An 18,324-nucleotide genomic window follows, 5' to 3' on the forward strand; every position below is an offset into this window, starting at 1 on the left:
AGAAATTTTGGAGGAATAAGATGTTTTACGCTGGAATTGATATGCTGTTCAGCATTCTGTTTCCCATCCTGTTCCTTGTGGTTTTGGGTATGATCCTATACACCATCATCGGAAATATCAGCACATGGAATAAAAACAACCATTCGCCGCGGCTGACTGTTCCGGCAACGGTTGTGGCAAAGCGCACGGAAGTTTCTCGCCACCATACAGACAATACGATGGCGCATACGTTCACGACCTATTATGTGACCTTTCAGGTAGAGAGCGGCGACCGCATGGAGCTTACCGTAAGTGGTTCGGACTACGGAATGCTTGTGGAGGGCGACATTGGAAAGCTGAGTTTTCAGGGCACCCGCTATCTTGGGTTCGAGCGGAACTAAGCGTTCTCCTACATTATATAGTAAGGAGTACTGTACGGACAGCTACATTATCACCAAAACATTTGTAAATAATCGGCAGCATTTTTTGAACCAGCTTCTGAACGAAGAACTGTAATGCCGGGAAAGGACATTCCATATGAGTGATTCTACGTTGAAAGAACTTTGGCAGCAGGTCGCAGAAAAGAAGAACTGTGAAGCAAAGCAGAAAGAACTGACTGCCCAGAGAGATACGCTTGCTGATCGTCTGAAAAAGCTGGAAAAATCCAAGCTGGCAGAACAGGCTGATGTGGACCGTCTGGAGGGGCACAGCCTTGCCGCATTTTTCTATCAAGTGATTGGAAAAATGGATGAAAAGCTGGACAAAGAACGGCAGGAAGCCTATGCAGCCCGTGTCAAGTACGATGCGGCTCTCCATGACCTTTCTTCCGTTGATGCCGACTTGGAGCAGATTCAAAATAGACTGGCACGGCTGTCCGATTGCGAAAGGCAGTATCAAGCTGCTCTTTCCGAAAAAATCAAAAGCATCAAAGCATCTGCCCACCCTGCCGCACAGCAGGTTGCGGAAAGCGAAAGCCGTATTGCCGCACTGAAAGTCCAAAAGCGGGAGCTGCTGGAAGCCATCAACGCTGGAAAGACCGCCCTGCATACGGTCAATGAAGTTCTGGAAACCCTCGACAATGCCGAGGGCTGGAGTACATGGGACGTAATGGGCGGCGGTTTGATGGCCGATCTTGCCAAGTATGAAGAACTGGACGATGCTCAGGAACAAATCGAACAGCTTCAAGTGGAACTGCGGCGGTTCAAAACTGAACTTTCCGATGTTGAAATCACCGCCGACCTTCAGATTACAGTAGACAGCTTTCTGAAATTTGCGGATTTCTTCTTTGATGGCCTCTTTGCAGACTGGGCAGTTCTGGATCACATCAACCAGGCACAGAGCAGAGTGGAAAACACCAAGGATCAAATCAAGCGAGTCCTTGCACTTCTGAAAAAGATGCGCGAAGATGTTGATGTCCAAATCGCTGACGAAAAAGAAAAGCAGGAGCAGCTTGCGGTGGAAACCGAACTGTATGTTTGAAGAGTCCGCTTATGTGATATGATTCGATAAAACCGAATTTGCAGGAGGTGTTTCGATGAAAACAAGAAGGTTTGCTTTATGTCTGGCAACGGTTTTTCTGGTGGCGATTTATATCAATATTCAGAGAAGCCATACTTTCACCCTTTCAAACGATGAAGGCACCATAAAGACAGAACAAATACAGCCACTTTGGGGAACTGTAAAAGTGAGCGGTGATTGTGATACTGAGGTGGTCTTTACCGATGTAGAGACTGGAGAAAAATACAGAATCGGATATATTACACAGGGCGTAACGGAAAGAATCAAACTCGAAAGAGGCAAATGGTATAAGGTGGCGGGCGGAGGCAACCTTACACTGAATCCGGTAAACATTCGAGTCGAATAAATGTAAGTTCCTTGCGGGCAGCTATGAAAGCTGAAGCTGAGAAGAGAGTTTTGAATATTCACATATGAAGGAGTACAGTTCTATGAGTTACGGTTGGGCAACTGTTTTCACTTTAGCGGCATGGTTTGCAGGGCTTGTGATTGATGTAAATGTGCGGGTCGGCGACCTCGGTTTACGAACCGTGCTTCCCGTCATCGTGATGGGGTGCTGCGTTATGAAGTACATTTCCCCCCTGGTTAGCATAAGTAAACCACAGTTAATATAGCATATTTTCATGGCCGCAGTCCATGGATGTTTTTTGAATTTTGAAGTATGCGTGTTGTTTATGTTACTGTTCAGGTGCGAACTTGATTAAGAAAAGCCGGTGGTGTAAACTGTAATCAGTCAAAACCACTGGCTCTTCTTAATCCAGAATCCTGGATACTCTATCAAAGAGGTTATTGGATCCAGAACGGTTCGCCTAAACCGAGGGCCGCGCTGCGCGCTTCTGGCGTTCTTTTTCCCTGTACATCCGGTCGTCGGCTTCGCGGAGGAAGGCGGGCAGGTCTTCGACCAACGACTGCCAGAACGAGCCGATGGCTGCATCCACCTGATGGCGGACCAGTGCCGCCCGCAGAGCTTCCACCTGCTGTTCAAATTTTTCCTGCGTGACCGGGCAGCAGATGACCACGAACTCGTCCCCGCCGATGCGGCAGGCTTCACCGGGGAACACATCGTTCAGCGCGTCAGCTACACGGCAGATCAGGGCGTCGCCCGCCGCATAGCCGAACAGTCGTTGCAGCGCTTCAAGCCGTTGAGATCCATATCACACCTCCATTTTTACACACTCGGCATAGGTCAGCGGGAACGAAGCTTTCAGGACAGCGCTTTTCCGCACCGTCCAGTCGTTTTGCCGCAGGAAACGCAGGTATTCCTCGCTCGTCCATCTGCTGTGGAGAGGGAAGCCCGCCAGCTTCATGAAAAATGCCTTGACCTTGCCGGAAAACGAGTTTCCCGCGTGGGTGAAGGTCGGCGCAATGAGCACGCCGTCCTCTTTCAGCACCCGCTTGATTTCTTGCAGGGCTTTTTCCGGCTGCGGCACGATGTGCAGCGCATTGGACACGATCACCACATCAAAGGACTTATCCGCATAGGGCAGGCGGAACATATCCTGCACGGAAAAGTGCAGCTTGGCAGAGTGGTTATCACGCTTGGCCTCGGTAATCATCTCCGCAGAGGCATCCGTCGCCTCGATGTGCGCTGCCGCGTTCACAATGTGCTTTGCAATCAGTCCCGTGCCGGTCGCCAGCTCCAGCACCGTTTTGGCTTTCACCACCGGCCGGATCAGTTTATACATCTCTTCGTATGCCGCCCGATCCTTTCGCATAAAGCGGTCGTAACGACCGGCATTTTTGTCCCAGAAGGTCTTTCGTTCTTTCATAGCCGTTGCCCTTATCTCTTCTTTATTTTTTGCCGCATTGTGCCTCTCGGAAAGGATTCAAAGTGCCACTAAATTTTCCCGTGCAGGCATCTGTCCCGCCGCTCTCTGGCGTATTCCAGCAGTGCATTGCACGCCGGACAAAGCGCCTCGCCCCTTGTCCAATGCACGCCACAACAATACCGGCGCACCATGAGGGTAACGGTTTCGGTCTCCTTTTCCTTGTTCAAGTTCTGAAGTCCTTTCTGTTTTATACGCAGTTAGCACAATCTAACCGTCTGGTGGAAGAAAAGGCAGACCACCTGTATGCAGTCTGCCTTTTGCCTGATGCGAAAGCCCGCAGACGCGCGGGGCTTACAGCACCAGCGAGGGCGCGGTGTAGACCCGTGCCTTCAGCTCGCTGTTTAGCATATACAGCCCCTTGCTGTCACCGCCGAACAGCTCCATCTTGGTAATGAGGTCGGCGGCGTTCTTCTCCTCCTCGCCCTGTTCCTTGATGAACCAGTCCAGCGTCTGCATGGTACGGAAGTCCCTGACCTCGTGTGCGGCGGCGTAGATGGCATCGATGCTGGCGGTGACCAGCTTCTCGTGCTCCAGTGCCTTTTTCAGCGGGGTCATGTGATCGACTCGCTCCCACTCCGGCTTTGCGATAGCCTCAAAGGTGACGCCCTCGCCGTTATTCTGCAAATACTGATAAAACAGCATGGCGTGATCCCGTTCCTCCTGCGCCTGTACCCGGTACCAGTTCTCAAAGCCGTCCAGTCCGACGGCGGCGTAGTAGTTGGCAAAGTCCAGATACAGATAGGCGGAGTAGAACTCCTTATTGATCTGCTCGTTGAGCAGCTTAGATACGTTTGCGTTCATAATACTTCTCCTCCATAAGATTGTCTTTTTCCTGCTCCCGGCAGGGGGGGCAGATATACCGTACCCAGAGCGATGCTGGGATGCTCCCTTTTCATCTCCAGGAACACCTGCTCCGCCTTGGGATGCTGCTGCAGCTCCGTTACGGCGGCCAATATCTCCTCTGCGTATTTTGGCATACCGCCAACCCTCTAAATGCAAGAATGAGTCTTATTATTTTGCTTTTATTATACCTATATTTTTTTCTCTGTCAACAACCACAAAGGGCTTGTGCTCCAAAAGCTGCCTCGAAGCCGATTTTCTCAAATTATGTGACGCCGTCACAGTAAAACCGCTTGTCACGCGGTATACTACGCATAAAAACACAGCCGCAGAGTACATCTGTGGCTGTGTTTTGTGTTCAGTTGCTTACTGTTGCGTGGACTGGATATGGAGAGACAACATATCTCCCGATCTTACATGGGTTTCTTATCTGCCATCACTCTGGCAGTTTGCCTTGCAGATATGTCGGCATCCCCACTGCGGTCGTATCCGGCCTGACCTTAAACATGGCTTTTTCAATCTACCTCCCTTATCGGTTTTCCGCGATATATTTCTCCGCCATGTGAACTGCCACCGCGCCGTCCGCCACGGCGGTGACCACCTGACGGAGGGGCTTCGTCCGCACGTCGCCCACGGCGTAAACGCCGGGAATACTGGTTTCCGTGGTCTCTCCGGCCACGATATAGCCGCCGCCGTCCAGCTCCAGTTGACCCACCGCCAGCGCCGTGGCGGGCTGTCGGCCCACGCTGACAAATACGCCGTCGCAGTCCACCACGCTTTCCTCACCGGTGACGGTGTCCCGCAGGCGGACGCCGGTCAGCCTGTCCCCGGAAAGCAGCGCGGAAACGACGCTGTTCCAACGGAATTCCACGTTTTCGGCCTGTGCCAGCGGCTCGTGATAGATCTTGGTGGCCCGCAGGGTGTCTCTGCGGTGGACGAGGATCACTTTTTTCGCCACGCGGCTGAGAAGGAGGGCATCTGCCGCGGCGGAATTGCCGCCGCCCACCACGACCACCGTTTTGCCCTTGTAAAACATCCCATCGCAGGCGGCGCAGTAGGCCACGCCCCGGCCCAACAGCTCCGTCTCTCCGGCAACGCCCAGCGTTCTGGGGTCTGCGCCGGTGGCCAGCACCACGGTTTTCCCCCGGAAGATTCCCTCGCTGGTCTCCACGAGCTTGGGAACCGCCGTCAGATCCATGCGGAGGACTTCTGCGTATTCGCTGCGTGCCCCGAAGCGCTCCGCCTGCTTTTGCATCTTCTCCGCCAGAGAGAAGCCGTCGATCCCGTCCTCAAAGCCGGGATAGTTGTCGATCTGCTCGGTCAGGGCCATCTGCCCACCGGCGGACAGTTTTTCCAGCACGACGGTGTCCAGCCCCGCCCGTGCCGCGTACAGGGCGGCGGTGTAGCCGCCCGGGCCGCCGCCCACCACGAGCATATCATAAACATGATTGTTGTTCATATCTGAACCCTCCGTTATTTCGCCAAGGCTTCCTGAATGAAACGGTCGATTTCTGCCTTTGAGCCGGGCGCGGTGATGGAATCCACGGCCTTTCCGTTCCGGTACAGCACCAGAGTTGGGATGTCCTCGATCCCCTCGGCCCCCGCCAGCCGCGGCTCCTCGTCAATGTTGATTTTGCCGACTGCAAGGCTGTCCGCGTATTCCTCTCCAATCTTCTCATACGCAGGGCCGATCTTCCGGCAATAGCTGCACCATGGCGCCCAGAAATCCACCAAAACAGGCTTTTCCTCCCGGATTAACTGCTTAAACTGCTCCTGATTCATATTCATAGCTGCCATATCTGTCAGCTCCTTTCCTTTGTTTGGGTGTTCTCAAGACTCCGGTCTCGCCCCACACCACATTGTGACCTCATCCTGAGACGACGGTAGCCATATAAAAAATACCTCCTATTTTCCTTACTCAGACTCTGACGGATAGGTTCTTCTTTTCTAATGAAACATACGCTCAACCGCGGATCGACGGTCGCACATTTTACCGTTGCCTTGCTTCCCCCAGAGTCATTACATGTGGTACACCGCAGCGGTGCGAAGTCCTTCCGGCAGGCCGTCGGGCGCAGCAGGTGAAAGTTCCCAGCGTACCTGCCCCGCCCACTGGGAGGCGACGGCGGAGAAGTGGAGCATGACAATACCGAGATCCAATGCGGCATCCAAATTATCGGTGTAGGCATCCTCCTGCTGCACCAAATAGATGCTGTGATCCTGCACAAGGAAGCCATAGGGCTGACGGTTGAGATAGCTGGGGGAGAGCGAAGCGGCGTAGAAGGACTGCCAGAGCATATCGTCGTAGAAATCCATCATCTCGTCAAGCCCAGACTTGTTGCTCCAGCTCCCCATGTGAACCAAATCATTCACGCCCTTTTTGGGCGCGTAGTACTGCTGCTCGGCCCGCACATCGATCTGAGACATACTTAGGATATTCAGCCGCAGCTTTTTTGCGGTCTTTTCCCCGTAGCCAAAGGCAACGATTGCCGCCACCTCTAACGGGGTGGCGAGAGACAGTGCCTTTTTGATTTTGTCGCTGTCGGTGAAGGTCATCCAGCAGGTGTCAATGTCCAACTCAGTCAGCTTGAGGACGAGATCTTCCATCATGTAGCCGGCGTTGATGGCCGCATAGGAATGCGGGGCAGACATAAGGAGCAGGTAGTGCGGTGCTCCGATGAGAAATTGATTATAGCCCGCTGAGCTCTCCAGCGCCGGCTGTGCATCCTTGTCCAAGACGATCAACTCCGTTGCAATCTCCGGGACAAGACGGGGGCAGGTCTTTTCATAGTAGGATCGGAGCTGGCCGATAGCCTCGCTCGGAACTTCCTTTTCGCGGAATGCGTGAACGGATCTGCGATTTTGAATCATAGCGCTGTAATTCATAGTAATATCTCCTATTCTGATGTCTTTGGTTTTCTTATAAATCGTCTATCAGTGCGGTGCTCTTGGCGTAGGCGGTACTGCGTGCCTCAAAGAAATCGGTCTTGACCATGTTGGCGTCGGCGTACTGGCTGACCCATTCCATGCTCTCCGGTTCGCTCTCAAAGCCTGGATACAATGCGGGATAGCCAAGGCTCGTCCAGCGGAGGTTGCCGAGATAGCGGATGTAATCGCTGATCATCTGCCGGTTCAGCCCCGGGATGCCGTCGCCGATTACATAATGCCCCCATGCGATCTCCTGTTCCACGCCCTCACGCATCATCTCGCGCAGCGCTTGTACGCTCTCGGCGGTGAACAACTCCGGCTGCTCCTTTTGCAGCTCCGTGATGATATTGCGGAACAGCCACAAGTGCGTGTTCTCATCGCGGTTTATGTAGCGAATCTCCTGCGCTGAGCCGGGCATCTTCCCGTTTCGGGAGAGATTGTAGAAGAACATAAAGCCGCTGTAAAAATAGATGCCCTCCAAAATATAGTTTGCCATCATCACGCGCAGCAGCGTGGGAGCGTCCTTCCGCTCCTGAAACTCGTTGTAGCAGTCCCCAATGAAGGTGTTGCGGCGCAGCAGATGCTCGTCCGTTTTCCATTGGTAGAGGATGTCATTGCGCTCCACGGGGGAACAGATGGTGTCGAGCATATAGCTGTAGCTCTGTGAGTGGACACACTCCTGAAACGCCTGAATGGACAGGCAGAGATTGACCTCGTTGGCGGTAATGTAGGCGCCGATATTAGGCAGGTTCGCTGTCTGAATGGAATCCAAAAAGACAAGAAAACTCAGAATTTTATCGTAGGCGCTGCGCTCGGCTGACAGCAGGCGAGGATAGTCCTTCACATCCTGCGAGAGATTGATCTCCTCAGGGATCCAAAAGTTGTTCATGGCCTGCCGGTACCAGTCGCTGACCCAAGCGTACTTCATATTGTTGAAGTCATTGAGGTTGGTGGTATTGCCGCCGATCATGCGCCGCAGGCGCACATCAGGGTCGCCCTCCGGGTTAAAGAGGGGCTTTTTCTTCAGTTCCGTCATGCTATCCTCCTTATGACGAGCAGCTTTCGCAGGTCTCGACCTCAAGGGCCTTGCTGCGGACATAGTAAATGGTCTTGACGCCGGCCCTCCACGCCTCCAAATACAGTCTGAGCACCTGACGCATGGAATAGTCGTTGGTGATATAGAGATTCATGCTCTGCGCCTGGTCAATATGTCTCTGGCGAAGGCCCGCGGCGCGTACCGACCAGCTTTGGTCAATCAGATGCGCCGCCTTATAGCACCACCATGTATCCATAGAAAGCTCCGGAGCAACGCGGGGCAGCATGCTGCCCTTTTTTTCCTCTAAAAAGAATTTCTTCATAATTGGATCTATGCCCGCCGACGTGCCGGAGAGGATAGATGTGCTGGAGGTCGGTGCGACCGCCAGCAGATAGGCGTTGCGCATTCCCTGCACCGCCACCGTTTTCGCAAGCGCCCGCCACTTTTCGGAGGTATAACCCCGCTTTTCAAAATACGCGCCCGTCTGCCAGTCGCTGCCCTCAAAGAGCGCGTAACGACCCTTTTCCCGTGCCAGTGCTGTGTCCGCCTTGACGGCGGCGTAGTTGATGAGCTCGAACACTGCGTCGGTGAAAGCAAGGTGCTCATCGCTCTCCCAGTGGATGCCGCGCTTTGCCAGCATGTGGTGGTAGCCGCTGACGCCCAGGCCGATGCTGCGGTACTTCTGATTGGTAAGCCGCGCGTATTCCAACGGGTAGAAGTTGAGGTCAATCACATTATCCAGTGCGCGGATGGCCGTTTCCACCGTGCGTTCCATATAGGCCTCGTCCTCCACCGGCAGATTACCGAGAGACAGACTCGCCAGATTGCAGACCACAAACTCGCCTGGGCGTGTGGCCGTCACCACAATTGTGTCGCCGTTCTCCGTGTGCACCTCAGTGCTGATGTGCTCGATGGGCGCCATGTTCTGCGCGATCTCCGTACAGAGATTGGAGCAATAGATCATTCCCGTGTGGCCGTTTGGGTTCATATGATTTACACTGTCTCGATTGAAAGCGAAGGGTGTGCCGGTCTCCACTGCCGAGCGAAGCACCAGCCGCACGATGTCCTTGACGGTGACGCTGCGCTTTTCGATGCGCGGGTCATTGACGCAGTCCAGATACCGCTTCTCCCATTCTGTACCCCAGTAATCCTCCAGTGCGTAGCCCTTGACCGTGAGGATCTCATGCGGACACATGAGATGCCACGGCGCATCTATGTTCTCCTCCGCCAGTCGCCAGAAGAGATCCGGATAGCACACGGCGGGAAACACATCATGTGCCTTCATGCGGTCGTCGCCGTTGTTGGTGCGCAGTTGAAGGAATTCCGGCAGATCCCGGTGCCATGCGTCTAAGTAAACCGCCACAGCGCCCTGCCGCATCCCCAACTGATCCACCGCCACGGCGGTGTCGTTGACCAGCCGGATCCAGCGGATAACACCGCCCGCCGCCCCTTGAAAGCCGCGGATGGTGCTGCCTGCAGCGCGCACCTTACCGAAGTACATCCCCATTCCACCGCCGAATTTAGAGACCTTTGCGAAGTTGTCCAGCGAGCGGTAGATGCCGTCCAGACTGTCCGGCACAGTGTCCACAAAGCAGCTTGAAAGCTGATGGTAGGGCTTTCGTGCGTTGGACATGGTAGGTGTCGCCATCGTGACCTCCATACGGCTGAGCATATCGTAAAAGCGTTTTACCCACCCCATGCGGTCAGAGCCTTCGTTCATAGCAAGATGCAGCGCGATACCCAAAAACATTTCCTGCGGTGTTTCCAGCGGCACGCGGCTGCGTGACTGGATCACATAGCGTTTGAGCAGCAGGTCAAGGCCGGAGTAGGTGAACAGCTCGTCCCGTTCCGGGCAGAGAAAGTCCTCCGCCATGTCAATCTCCTCGTGGGTATAGTGGGCAAGGATATAGTCACCGTAGAGTCCCTTATCCGTCAGATAGCGAAGCTTGCCATAGAGGTCGCAGACGCCGCGCCCCTCCCATTCCTGTGCGTTGCGACAGCGAAAGGAGTGGTTCAGAAGCCGCGCCGCGATGAACTCCCACTTGGGTGCCTCTGCCGTAGTCAGCTCTACCGCCGCCTTGGTCAGTGCCTCAGCCCGCTCATCCTCTGTCATGCCCAGGCGACAGAAACTCTCAAACTTCATTTGAAGCGCCGCGAGGGAGTAGACTTCCTCGGTAAAATCCATCTGGATGCGGCGCAGCACCTCGTCAAGCGAGTCATCCCCCACCGTCCGCGCGATGGTATGCCGGACACGGCGCAGCGCAGACCGCTTTTCGCGGTAGAGGATGTACGCCTTGGCCACCTCATAGTGTCCGCGCTCCATGAGCGTTCGCTCCACCTCGTCCTGCACACGTTCCACGGTGAGCGGCACTGTGACGGAGAGATTGTTGAGAACGGTGGCGAGGATCTCATCCATCTCTCTGCTCCCGATCTCCTTGCCCTGTCCGTCAAACGCCTTTTTCATGGCGTTGAAAATTTTCTCCTGTTGAAAGGGAACAGACTCCCCGTTTCGTTTTCTGATCTCCATTTCGATCCTCTCATCTTCTCCGGTCACTTCTCATGTCCTTTTGAGCAAAGAGCGGGCAAGCGCAGTATCACGCTTGCCCGCTCTGTTTTTGAAAGCCGGTTTTTCTGCAGCCGACGCGGCGGGGCTGTTTGTTGTCTGTTGTCTTGGTTTTGGCTTTCCTGCCAGTTACTTCATAGATTCCAGAATAGCGTCCGCCAGTGCTTCCAGCTCAGTGCGCTTGTCCGTGCCCATGGACGAGGCGAGGCTGAGCCGCTCGTTGATCACCGTCATGTTCTTAAGCTCATCGTTGACGAATTTCTGCATGAGGTCACCGGACTTCACCGCCCATGAGCCGTTTTCAATGATGGCAAAGGTGCGGTTTTGCAGATTCAGTGCCTTCATATCCATGAGGAAGTCATGCATGGCAGGGTAGATGCCGAGGTTGTAGGTCACAGAGGCCAGGACAATGTGACTGTACTTAAACGCCTCGGAGATCAGCTGGGAGACATGAGTGGAGGACACATCGTACATCGCCACCTTGCTCATGCCCTTATCGCAGAGCGACGTCGCCAGCGCCTGCGCCGCGTTCTCCGTGTTGCCGTACATAGAGGCGTAGACGATGAGCACGCCCTGGGTCTCAGGGGCATAGCGGCTCCATGTGTCGTACTTTTCAATGAACCAGCCCAGATCCTTGCGCCACACGGGGCCGTGGAGCGGGCAGATGTACTTGATCTGATCCAAAACGCCGCCGGCCTTTTTCAGCAGGAGCTGGATGTGGGGGCCGTACTTGCCCACGATGTTGGTGAGGTAGCGGCGGGCGTCGTCCAGCCAGTCCCGCTCGAAGTCCACCTCGTCGGCGAACAGCTTGCCGTCCAGCGCGCCGAAGGTGCCGAAGGCGTCGGCGGAAAAGAGGACGCCTTCGGTGACATCGAGGGTCACCATGGCCTCCGGCCAGTGAACCATAGGCGCGCCCACAAAGGTGACGGTGTGCTTGCCGAAGGAGAAGGTGTCGCCCTCCTTCACCTCGATGCACTCATGTCCGTCCACATGGAAGCCGAACTGCCGCATGAGCATGAATGCCTTCTCGTTGGAGATCAGTTTCACCTTGGGATGGCGCAGCAGGATCTCCTCGATGCAGGCGGCATGATCCGGCTCCAGATGGTTGACCAGCAGGTAGTCCAGCTCGCGGCCATCCAGCACATACGCCAGATTTTCCAAAAGCTGGCGGCAGGCAGACCAGTCCACCGTGTCAAAGAGCACCGTCTTTTCATCCAGCAGGCAGTAGGCGTTGTAGCTTACGCCCCGGGGAATGGGAAAGCAGTTTTCAAACAGGGCCAGACGATGGTCGTTGGCGCCCACCCAGTAGAGGTCGTTCGTTACTTTGCGCACGCAATACATCTTATCTTACCTCCTTCACGGCCTCAAGCCTTTACAAATTGATCCTTCGTCTCCGCGCACTCGGGACACACCCACTCGGCGGGAAGCTGCTCAAAGAGCGTACCGGGCGCGATCTCGCCGTCCTCGTCGCCCAACTCCGGCACATACTCGTAGCCGCAGCCGCTGCAGACGTAGCGGTCGCCGATGGGGGCGGGCTTCGGCGGCGTGGGCCGCTTCATCTTTACCATGGGCGGCGCGGGCAGCTTTTCGCCGCTATCCAGCGCGGCAGTGAGCAGGGGCAGGATCTCCTCCACATCGCCCACGATGCCGTAGTCGCAGTTCTTAAAGATAGGCGCGTTACCGTTCTTATTGATGGCCACGATGGTGGAGGCGTCCTTGATGCCCTTAAGGTGCTGGGATGCGCCGGAGATGCCGCAGGCGATGTACAGATTGCCGGTGAACTTCTGACCGGACATACCCACATAGCGGTTCAGCGGCAGATATTTGAGAGTCTCCGCCACAGGGCGGGAAGAACCGATGGCCGCGCCGGCGGCCTTGGCCAGCGACTCTACCAGTTTCATGTTCTTTTTCTCCCCGATGCCCTTGCCCGCGGAGACCACCCGCTCCGCCTGCGGGATGGGCGTATCCATAGGAATGCCGACGGAGAAGTCGTGACCATCCTTCTTCAGCGCCGCCACAAGGTCGGCCACCTGCTGGGCAGCATCCCCCTCCCGGAAGATGGTCTTTTTGCGAATGCCCGTGATGGGCGCGGGTTTCTTGGCCGCCGAACGGCTCTCGCCGCCGGAGCTCTTGCCCAGCCTGCCCAACAGATGAGAGGCGATGACCACCCGCTGGATCTCGTTAGTGCCCTCGTAGAGGGTGGTGATCTTGGCGTCGCGGTAGGCCCGTTCCACCTCCATGCCCTTGAGGTAGCCGCTGCCGCCGTGGATCTGCAAGGCATCGTTGGTGACCTCCAGCGCGATATCCGAGGCGTACATCTTCGCCATGGCGGACTCCATGCCGTAAGGCGCGTGCTGCTCCTTCAGCTCCGCCGCGGAGTAGATGAGGAACCGGGCGCAGCGCAGCTTGGTTGCCATGTCCGCCAGCTTGAAGGCGATGCTCTGCTGGGCCGCGATGGGCTTGCCGAACTGGACGCGCTCCTTGGAATAGCTCAACGCGTGCTCAAACGCGCCCTGGGCGATGCCCAGCGCCTGCGCGGCGATGCCGATGCGTCCGCCGTCCAGCGTGGACATGGCAATCTTGAAGCCCTCGCCCTCCTTGCCCAATAGGTTTTCCTTGGGAACCTTCACGTCGTTGAAGATCAGCTCCGCCGTGGAGGAGGAGCGAATACCCATCTTGTCATAGTGGTCGCCGAACTCAAAGCCCTTCCAGCCCTTCTCCACGATGAAAGCGGAGATGCCCCGGGTGCCGATGTCCGGCGTGGTGACGGCGAAAACCACATAGGTGTCCGCCTTAGGGGCGTTGGTAATGAAGATCTTGCCGCCGTTGAGGAGGTAGTAGTCCCCCTTATCCAGCGCCGTGGTCTCCGTGCCGCCGGCGTCGGATCCGGCGTTGGTCTCCGTAAGGCCGAAGGCGCCGATCTTCTCGCCCTTGGCCAGCGGAACCAGATATTTCTTCTTCTGCTCCTCGGTGCCATAGGCGAAAATGGGCCATGAGCCGAGGGAGACGTGGGCGGAGAGGATTACGCCCGTGCCGCCGTCCACACGGGCCAGCTCCTCCACCGCGATGGCGTAGCTCAGAGCATCAAGACCGGCACCGCCGTACTCCTTGGGGTAGGGAATGCCCATCCAGCCCAGCTTACCCAGCTTCTTGACAGCCTCCTCGGGAAACTCATTGTTCTGATCCATTAAAAATGCGAGGGGCTTGATCTCCTCCTCCGCAAAACTCCGGATCTTCGCGCGCAGCTCTTCGTGCGCCGACGTGGTTTGAAACAGCATACGGGTACCTCCTTTTAAAATTTTACAGCTTGCTTGTATCTTGGGGATCGGATCCGCCGGTCAGCAGCCTGCGCAGGCTCACGGCACGGAACGCCTCGTCCTGCTTTTGCTGCAAGGCCGCCAGCTGACAGTGGATGGTGCACCTCCCATGCTTGTCCTGCCAGCGGCATTCATATCCCGGCTCCATGCAGGCGCACAGGATGCCCCGCTCCCCCACGACCCCCATGAGATCGTAGAGGGAGGTCGCGTCCAGATCGCAGGACAGCTCGCAGCCGCCGAGAGCGCCGCGGCTCACCCGCACCAAATTGCCGGCGGAGAGCTTGCGCAGAATCTGGTAGGCAAACTGATTGGGGATCAATTCCGTTTCCGACATCTCGGCCACCGAATGCTTCTCCCCGTCCAGCAGCACCCGCAAAATGCGCAGCGCGTAGTCCGTCTCTTTGGTGATGATCATGCTCCACATCCTCTTTTCGCTTGCTTGTTAATACCATCATATCAATCTTGATAAATTTTGTCAAGATTATTTCAAAAAAAATATCGCTTTAATACAGACCGCCCCAGCACAGACCGCCCCAGCCCGGGTCAGCTTCGCTTTCCATTCAGCGAAAAGCCATGTTCCTTACAATTATAGAAGCCGAAAAAGCTGTGCCGTGGCAGTCCGCCGAAAGCAGAAAAGACTATGCCTGAAAACCAGAAAGCGGAGAAATTGGTTGGGGCTCGCAGGGGTCGCCCATCCAAGGCGGATGAGGCGATTCCTGACAAGCCTAAGCCATCCAACTGAAACAAGCAATAAAGTGCGTGCTTTTCATTTTATATCCGACGCATTATGTTAAGATGTGCAGTAGATGTTCCATTTTGCTGTCCCATTCTCTGCTGGAATCGGCGCACTCTTTCAATTCAGTTTCGACTTCAGCATTGATCGGCAAGTTTTTCTTGTAGCGGATGGTATGCTCAAGGCTTGCCCAGAAGTCCATAGCGATTGTACGGAGTTGTATCTCCACTGGCACATGGATCTCTTTTTCCGCAAAGAATACCGGCAGCCGGATCGTCAGGTGCAGACTGCGATAGCCATTTGGCTTAGGGTGTGAAATATAATCTTTCTCCGTGATGATTTCAATGTCAGACTGATCTTTTAAGCACTTTGCCAAAAAGAACACATCCTCCTCGAAAGAGCAGATCACCCGCACACCGGCAATATCCATGATATTTGCCTGCATGGTCGGAAAATCCAGAGAAAGTCCGCGCTTCTGCATCTTATTCATAATGCTGGACGGCGACTTCAAGCGACTTTTCATAGCGTTCCTCCCTTAATCCTACAAGGATTTGTAATAGAGCATACAGTGGCAGACCCCCTCGAAGCCCGGATCTGCAATTGGATTCTTGAACTCCTGGCACATACATTTGGTTGCCTCTGTGCGCTCCCTGCGGCAGGGGCAGTACCCGCCGGTGCGCTTGAGTCCTTTTCTGATGGTGCTGACAATCTCCTGATCGGGATTGAGCTTGATTTTCATGTTCGCCAGCTCTTTCTTGATTGTGGCTTTATCATACCGCAGGACAAAGTCTTTTTCTGTGACGAGGTTACATTGAAAAAAAATCCGGTGCTTTTTGAGCACCGGATTTTAAGAAGGTGAATTACGCTTTCCACAGACTGTGGAGGTTGCAGTAGGCGTAGACCGCCTCGACCTCGTCGCCCTCGCAGAGCGCGAAGCAGACCTCCGGCTTTTCACCGGGATGCAGTTCCTTACGCTGATTGCCCTGCTTGGTCTGGAGAGATACCCATTCGATGTAGTGCTCCGGCAGCATGGGGTGCTCCACAGAGCCGACCTTGACATGGACGATGCCGTTTTCCACCGTCCAGACAGGGACGTGCTTTTCCACGGCGGCATCGGTGGTGCCGGGAACGATCTCGCTCATCGGCTCGCCGCAGCAGACAACAGGGACGCCTGCGTCCTTAACTTTGGCAATGATGTTACCGCAATGCTTGCAAATGTAAAACTTCTGCTCCATGATAATTCTCCTTTTCTTTCTTTAATAGTTTTCTGCGTGAATTTCAAAATAGCTCTGGGGATGGTTGCAGGTGGGGCAAACCTCCGGGGCCTTCTCGCCCACGACGATGTGACCGCAGTTGCGGCACTCCCACACCTTGACCTCACTCTTGGCAAAGACCTCTGCCATCTCCACATTGTGCAGCAGGGCACGGTAGCGCTCCTCATGGTGCTTTTCAATGGCGGCTACCAGGCGGAAACGCTGGGCCAGCTCATGAAAGCCTTCCTCATCGGCAGTTTTGGCAAAGCCATCGTACATATCCGTCCACTCGTAGTTCTCACCCTCAGCGGCGGAGAGAAGGTTTTCTGCGGTGTCGCCAATGCCGTTCAGTTCTTTGAACCACAGCTTGGCGTGCTCCTTCTCATTATCAGCGGTTTTGAGGAACAGTGCCGCGATCTGCTCAAAGCCTTCCTTCTTGGCCTTGGATGCAAAATAGGTGTACTTGTTGCGTGCCTCGGACTCACCGGCAAAGGCAGCCATCAGGTTTTTTTCGGTTTGAGTTCCTGCGTATTTCGTCTCTTTCATGGTGGATACTATGAGTGATTTTGCCGTCCAAAGCTTCATAAAGCTTGAACTGCTCGGTGTGACCGAAGTGCTGAAAGATTTGACCGTTTTCATAGGCAACTGCAATTTTCATAATAGAATCTCCTTTGCAAGTTTTGCCTGATTTTTCCATGTTGGCTCTCTGCATCCGGCAGCAACGGCCGCAGTGAGCTGCCTCCTGTCCTCCGCAGATGCGGTAGTTTCCCCCGGTGATGTGCAGCGGTTTCCCGTGGACAAGACACGCTGCGATCTTGCTCCGTGCGCTTTCGTAAATCTCCTGCACGGTAGAGCGGGAAATGTCCATTTGAGCGGCACACTGCTCGTGGGTTTGCTGCTCCAAGTCAACCAGCCGAATGACCTCGTATTCGTCTAGCGTCAGCAGGATCGGCTCGGTATTCTCGCACCCGTTGGGACAGAATGTATCGACCTGTGGTACGCCACAAATTTGACGGCACCGTGGCGGTCTTGGCATGGGAGCTTTCCTCCCTTTGTATTCGGTATATTCCGATTGTAGCACTTTGAGCAGAAAAAAGCAATTTTTTCAAAAGCTGCTACATTTTCCGTCCTCATATGTGTGCCGGCTGATATTCGGAGTCGAATGCTACATGTGAGCCTTGTGCGTAATGCCCACCGATCATGACCGTAGCGGCAGTCACAGCATCCACATGAAAGCGTTCCCGGTAATGCTTGCATTTTCGTAAAAAAACGTTATAATTGAATCAGTTAAATCAAAGGAGGTATCAAATCATGAAATCACATAAATACTGGTCCTTAGGCGCACTTTTCTGTATGTTGGGATGCATTTATTCTGGAATCAAAAAATCTATGACTGCGCATAAATACTTTGCCTATTCTTCACTGCTTTGTATGGGTATGTCCATTTATTCCGGTCACAAACTGGTTTCTCCAAAGAAGAAAAAAATCACTAAATCAAATAATAGTGAGAATAGTTAAACAAAAAATTTCCTTTATTCATCAAAGACAAAGTTGCTGGAGAATTTTTTTCTCCAGCAACTTTCTTTCATAGAGAAAACGCTGGGAGAGATCTCCCAGCGCAAGCAGCCCTAATCACAGTACCGACGTGTGCCAAGCCAAAGTGGACCCAGTACCCACAACCAAGGCAGTGAAAACGTTCTCGTCACTTTTAATACCGTAAGCACCAGCGTTAAAGCATACAAGAGGCTCATTGTAATTATTTCGGAACGGTCAGGTTTCTTATCCATACGCAGACCACCTCGAAAATCCGGTCACATCTGCGAAATAGTATAAAAGTCAGTATGCTTCATCCGGTTCGGTAGGTGCTGCGGTAATATCGCGGTAGAAAGTGGCCCATGCAGCTTCCTCATAGGGGCGTACAAAAAAGAAGCCAATGCTCAATGGAATTGTCAGCAGAAGAACAAGAGAAATCGCCATAGCCTCTGAACCGGTGAAATATTTGAGAACCAGAAAACCCCCGGCATACAGTGGCAACGAACAAAGCAGCTCCCAGCCAATGAAGCTGAAATCCAGACAGAACAGCCGCCATTTGTTGCCGTCCATGATTCGCCGGGATTCTGTGATCGCTTCATTTGCGGTCAGCGAAGGATGCTCGGACATGATGTAAGGTGTCATCGCATAGCTGTATGTTTTCACGATTCCCGGAATTACCAACAACAGCGACCAGAGGGCGATATACAGACCCTGCAGGAATTTCATGCAGAAGCCATCCCACAGACGGTCTTTCTGAGAGAACAAATCCGAGATGGCAGCATCCTTTCCATCTACAAGGTT

General features: G+C 54.3%; 23 protein-coding genes. 4 read left to right on the forward strand and 19 right to left on the reverse strand.

All coding sequences use genetic code 11. The features are described from left to right. The first annotated feature begins 20 nt into the window (after positions 1-20). The 3 genes from DXA66_RS13425 (at position 21) to DXA66_RS13435 (ending at position 1,843) form a co-directional block, all read left to right on the forward strand. Positions 21-380 carry a DUF2500 domain-containing protein gene (locus tag DXA66_RS13425; protein WP_118529275.1) on the forward strand — a complete coding sequence of 120 codons (360 nt, stop codon included), beginning with the start codon at positions 21-23 and terminating at the stop codon, positions 378-380. Positions 381-516: 136 nt separating this feature from the next. Continuing rightward, the gene (locus DXA66_RS13430) at positions 517-1,458 is read left to right on the forward strand and encodes a hypothetical protein (RefSeq protein WP_118529276.1); all 942 of its coding nucleotides are present in this window, start codon (positions 517-519) and stop codon (positions 1,456-1,458) included. Positions 1,459-1,513: 55 nt separating this feature from the next. Next, entirely contained in the window at positions 1,514-1,843 is a 330-nt protein-coding gene (locus DXA66_RS13435; RefSeq protein ID WP_097778305.1) for a hypothetical protein, read from the forward strand. A 460-nt stretch (positions 1,844-2,303) separates the two neighbouring features. Here DXA66_RS13435 and DXA66_RS13445 read toward each other — a convergent pair whose 3' ends face one another. From DXA66_RS13445 to DXA66_RS14460, 18 genes are all read right to left on the reverse strand, one after another. Continuing rightward, on the reverse strand, positions 2,304-2,624 hold the full coding sequence (locus DXA66_RS13445; protein WP_097777337.1) for a diguanylate cyclase domain-containing protein: 321 nt from the start codon (positions 2,622-2,624) through the stop codon (positions 2,304-2,306). A gap of 24 nt (positions 2,625-2,648) precedes the next feature. Then, entirely contained in the window at positions 2,649-3,263 is a 615-nt protein-coding gene (locus tag DXA66_RS13450) for a class I SAM-dependent methyltransferase (RefSeq protein WP_097771445.1), read from the reverse strand. Positions 3,264-3,331: 68 nt separating this feature from the next. Next, a complete protein-coding gene (locus DXA66_RS14780; protein WP_118529278.1) occupies positions 3,332-3,490 on the reverse strand; it encodes a nitrous oxide-stimulated promoter family protein in 159 nt (52 codons plus the stop codon). Between the two features lie 124 nt (positions 3,491-3,614). Continuing rightward, on the reverse strand, positions 3,615-4,124 hold the full coding sequence (locus DXA66_RS13460) for a ferritin (protein WP_179859643.1): 510 nt from the start codon (positions 4,122-4,124) through the stop codon (positions 3,615-3,617). After that, a complete protein-coding gene (locus DXA66_RS13465) occupies positions 4,121-4,300 on the reverse strand; it encodes a transcriptional repressor (protein ID WP_187357371.1) in 180 nt (59 codons plus the stop codon). Before DXA66_RS13465 ends, DXA66_RS13460 begins: the two co-directional genes overlap by 4 nt. Before the next feature lie 392 nt (positions 4,301-4,692). After that, positions 4,693-5,622: a thioredoxin-disulfide reductase gene (gene trxB, locus DXA66_RS13470; RefSeq protein ID WP_118529279.1), complete on the reverse strand. Its 930-nt coding sequence runs from the start codon at positions 5,620-5,622 to the stop codon at positions 4,693-4,695. A gap of 14 nt (positions 5,623-5,636) precedes the next feature. Beyond that, positions 5,637-5,960 carry a co-chaperone YbbN gene (locus DXA66_RS13475; RefSeq protein WP_097771457.1) on the reverse strand — a complete coding sequence of 108 codons (324 nt, stop codon included), beginning with the start codon at positions 5,958-5,960 and terminating at the stop codon, positions 5,637-5,639. 222 nt (positions 5,961-6,182) lie between these two features. Then, positions 6,183-7,046 carry a nitroreductase family protein gene (locus DXA66_RS13480; RefSeq protein WP_118529280.1) on the reverse strand — a complete coding sequence of 288 codons (864 nt, stop codon included), beginning with the start codon at positions 7,044-7,046 and terminating at the stop codon, positions 6,183-6,185. A 34-nt stretch (positions 7,047-7,080) separates the two neighbouring features. Further along, positions 7,081-8,124 carry a ribonucleotide-diphosphate reductase subunit beta gene (locus DXA66_RS13485; RefSeq protein ID WP_097777348.1) on the reverse strand — a complete coding sequence of 348 codons (1,044 nt, stop codon included), beginning with the start codon at positions 8,122-8,124 and terminating at the stop codon, positions 7,081-7,083. A gap of 10 nt (positions 8,125-8,134) precedes the next feature. Further along, complete coding sequence (locus DXA66_RS13490) at positions 8,135-10,651, reverse strand: ribonucleoside-diphosphate reductase subunit alpha (RefSeq protein WP_187119406.1); 2,517 nt, start codon at positions 10,649-10,651, stop codon at positions 8,135-8,137. A gap of 165 nt (positions 10,652-10,816) precedes the next feature. Next, a complete protein-coding gene (locus DXA66_RS13495) occupies positions 10,817-12,028 on the reverse strand; it encodes an FprA family A-type flavoprotein (protein ID WP_118529282.1) in 1,212 nt (403 codons plus the stop codon). A gap of 23 nt (positions 12,029-12,051) precedes the next feature. Continuing rightward, a complete protein-coding gene (locus DXA66_RS13500) occupies positions 12,052-13,965 on the reverse strand; it encodes an acyl-CoA dehydrogenase family protein (protein WP_112146297.1) in 1,914 nt (637 codons plus the stop codon). Between the two features lie 22 nt (positions 13,966-13,987). Further along, positions 13,988-14,419, reverse strand: coding sequence for an Rrf2 family transcriptional regulator (locus DXA66_RS13505; protein ID WP_015536758.1), 432 nt, complete (start codon positions 14,417-14,419; stop codon positions 13,988-13,990). Positions 14,420-14,789: 370 nt separating this feature from the next. Continuing rightward, entirely contained in the window at positions 14,790-15,260 is a 471-nt protein-coding gene (locus DXA66_RS13510) for a GTP pyrophosphokinase family protein (RefSeq protein WP_243089109.1), read from the reverse strand. 18 nt (positions 15,261-15,278) lie between these two features. After that, positions 15,279-15,476: a ferredoxin-thioredoxin reductase catalytic domain-containing protein gene (locus DXA66_RS13515; protein ID WP_097771466.1), complete on the reverse strand. Its 198-nt coding sequence runs from the start codon at positions 15,474-15,476 to the stop codon at positions 15,279-15,281. A gap of 121 nt (positions 15,477-15,597) precedes the next feature. After that, positions 15,598-15,972 (reverse strand): desulfoferrodoxin family protein, encoded by a 375-nt coding sequence (locus DXA66_RS13520; RefSeq protein ID WP_005946408.1) that lies wholly within the window; start codon positions 15,970-15,972, stop codon positions 15,598-15,600. A gap of 21 nt (positions 15,973-15,993) precedes the next feature. Then, positions 15,994-16,536, reverse strand: coding sequence for a rubrerythrin (gene rbr / locus DXA66_RS13525; protein ID WP_005946411.1), 543 nt, complete (start codon positions 16,534-16,536; stop codon positions 15,994-15,996). Continuing rightward, complete coding sequence (locus DXA66_RS14460; RefSeq protein WP_199663714.1) at positions 16,472-17,026, reverse strand: DUF134 domain-containing protein; 555 nt, start codon at positions 17,024-17,026, stop codon at positions 16,472-16,474. The genes rbr and DXA66_RS14460 overlap by 65 nt, the downstream gene beginning before the upstream one ends. Positions 17,027-17,301: 275 nt before the next feature. Here DXA66_RS14460 and DXA66_RS13540 point away from each other — a divergent pair, with 275 nt between their 5' ends. Further along, on the forward strand, positions 17,302-17,508 hold the full coding sequence (locus tag DXA66_RS13540) for a DUF6219 family protein (protein ID WP_082210884.1): 207 nt from the start codon (positions 17,302-17,304) through the stop codon (positions 17,506-17,508). A 318-nt stretch (positions 17,509-17,826) separates the two neighbouring features. On the opposite strand, the gene DXA66_RS13545 is transcribed toward DXA66_RS13540, so the two are convergent. Then, on the reverse strand, positions 17,827-18,324 hold a 498-nt coding region (locus DXA66_RS13545; RefSeq protein ID WP_243089110.1), incomplete at its 5' end, for a DUF975 family protein.

Source organism: Faecalibacterium sp. OF03-6AC (genome assembly GCF_003478175.1).
Lineage (GTDB): Bacteria > Bacillota > Clostridia > Oscillospirales > Ruminococcaceae > Faecalibacterium > Faecalibacterium taiwanense.

What these genes read in the sequence shown, in the direction of transcription:
- DXA66_RS13430 (WP_118529276.1), top strand. Translation starts at nt 517, where the DNA reads ATGAGTGATTCTACGTTGAAAGAACTTTGGCAGCAGGTCGCAGAAAAG.
- DXA66_RS13465 (WP_187357371.1), bottom strand. Translation starts at nt 4,300, where the DNA reads ATGCCAAAATACGCAGAGGAGATATTGGCCGCCGTAACGGAGCTGCAG.
- DXA66_RS13435 (WP_097778305.1), top strand. Translation starts at nt 1,514, where the DNA reads ATGAAAACAAGAAGGTTTGCTTTATGTCTGGCAACGGTTTTTCTGGTG.
- DXA66_RS13485 (WP_097777348.1), bottom strand. Translation starts at nt 8,124, where the DNA reads ATGACGGAACTGAAGAAAAAGCCCCTCTTTAACCCGGAGGGCGACCCT.
- DXA66_RS13480 (WP_118529280.1), bottom strand. Translation starts at nt 7,046, where the DNA reads ATGAATTACAGCGCTATGATTCAAAATCGCAGATCCGTTCACGCATTC.
- DXA66_RS14460 (WP_199663714.1), bottom strand. Translation starts at nt 17,026, where the DNA reads ATGCCAAGACCGCCACGGTGCCGTCAAATTTGTGGCGTACCACAGGTC.
- DXA66_RS13515 (WP_097771466.1), bottom strand. Translation starts at nt 15,476, where the DNA reads ATGAAAATCAAGCTCAATCCCGATCAGGAGATTGTCAGCACCATCAGA.
- DXA66_RS13500 (WP_112146297.1), bottom strand. Translation starts at nt 13,965, where the DNA reads ATGCTGTTTCAAACCACGTCGGCGCACGAAGAGCTGCGCGCGAAGATC.
- trxB (WP_118529279.1), bottom strand. Translation starts at nt 5,622, where the DNA reads ATGAACAACAATCATGTTTATGATATGCTCGTGGTGGGCGGCGGCCCG.
- DXA66_RS13505 (WP_015536758.1), bottom strand. Translation starts at nt 14,419, where the DNA reads ATGATCATCACCAAAGAGACGGACTACGCGCTGCGCATTTTGCGGGTG.
- DXA66_RS13540 (WP_082210884.1), top strand. Translation starts at nt 17,302, where the DNA reads ATGAAATCACATAAATACTGGTCCTTAGGCGCACTTTTCTGTATGTTG.
- DXA66_RS13460 (WP_179859643.1), bottom strand. Translation starts at nt 4,124, where the DNA reads ATGAACGCAAACGTATCTAAGCTGCTCAACGAGCAGATCAATAAGGAG.
- DXA66_RS13475 (WP_097771457.1), bottom strand. Translation starts at nt 5,960, where the DNA reads ATGGCAGCTATGAATATGAATCAGGAGCAGTTTAAGCAGTTAATCCGG.
- DXA66_RS13510 (WP_243089109.1), bottom strand. Translation starts at nt 15,260, where the DNA reads ATGAAAAGTCGCTTGAAGTCGCCGTCCAGCATTATGAATAAGATGCAG.
- DXA66_RS13490 (WP_187119406.1), bottom strand. Translation starts at nt 10,651, where the DNA reads ATGGAGATCAGAAAACGAAACGGGGAGTCTGTTCCCTTTCAACAGGAG.
- DXA66_RS13450 (WP_097771445.1), bottom strand. Translation starts at nt 3,263, where the DNA reads ATGAAAGAACGAAAGACCTTCTGGGACAAAAATGCCGGTCGTTACGAC.
- rbr (WP_005946411.1), bottom strand. Translation starts at nt 16,536, where the DNA reads ATGAAAGAGACGAAATACGCAGGAACTCAAACCGAAAAAAACCTGATG.
- DXA66_RS13495 (WP_118529282.1), bottom strand. Translation starts at nt 12,028, where the DNA reads ATGTATTGCGTGCGCAAAGTAACGAACGACCTCTACTGGGTGGGCGCC.
- DXA66_RS13520 (WP_005946408.1), bottom strand. Translation starts at nt 15,972, where the DNA reads ATGGAGCAGAAGTTTTACATTTGCAAGCATTGCGGTAACATCATTGCC.
- DXA66_RS13425 (WP_118529275.1), top strand. Translation starts at nt 21, where the DNA reads ATGTTTTACGCTGGAATTGATATGCTGTTCAGCATTCTGTTTCCCATC.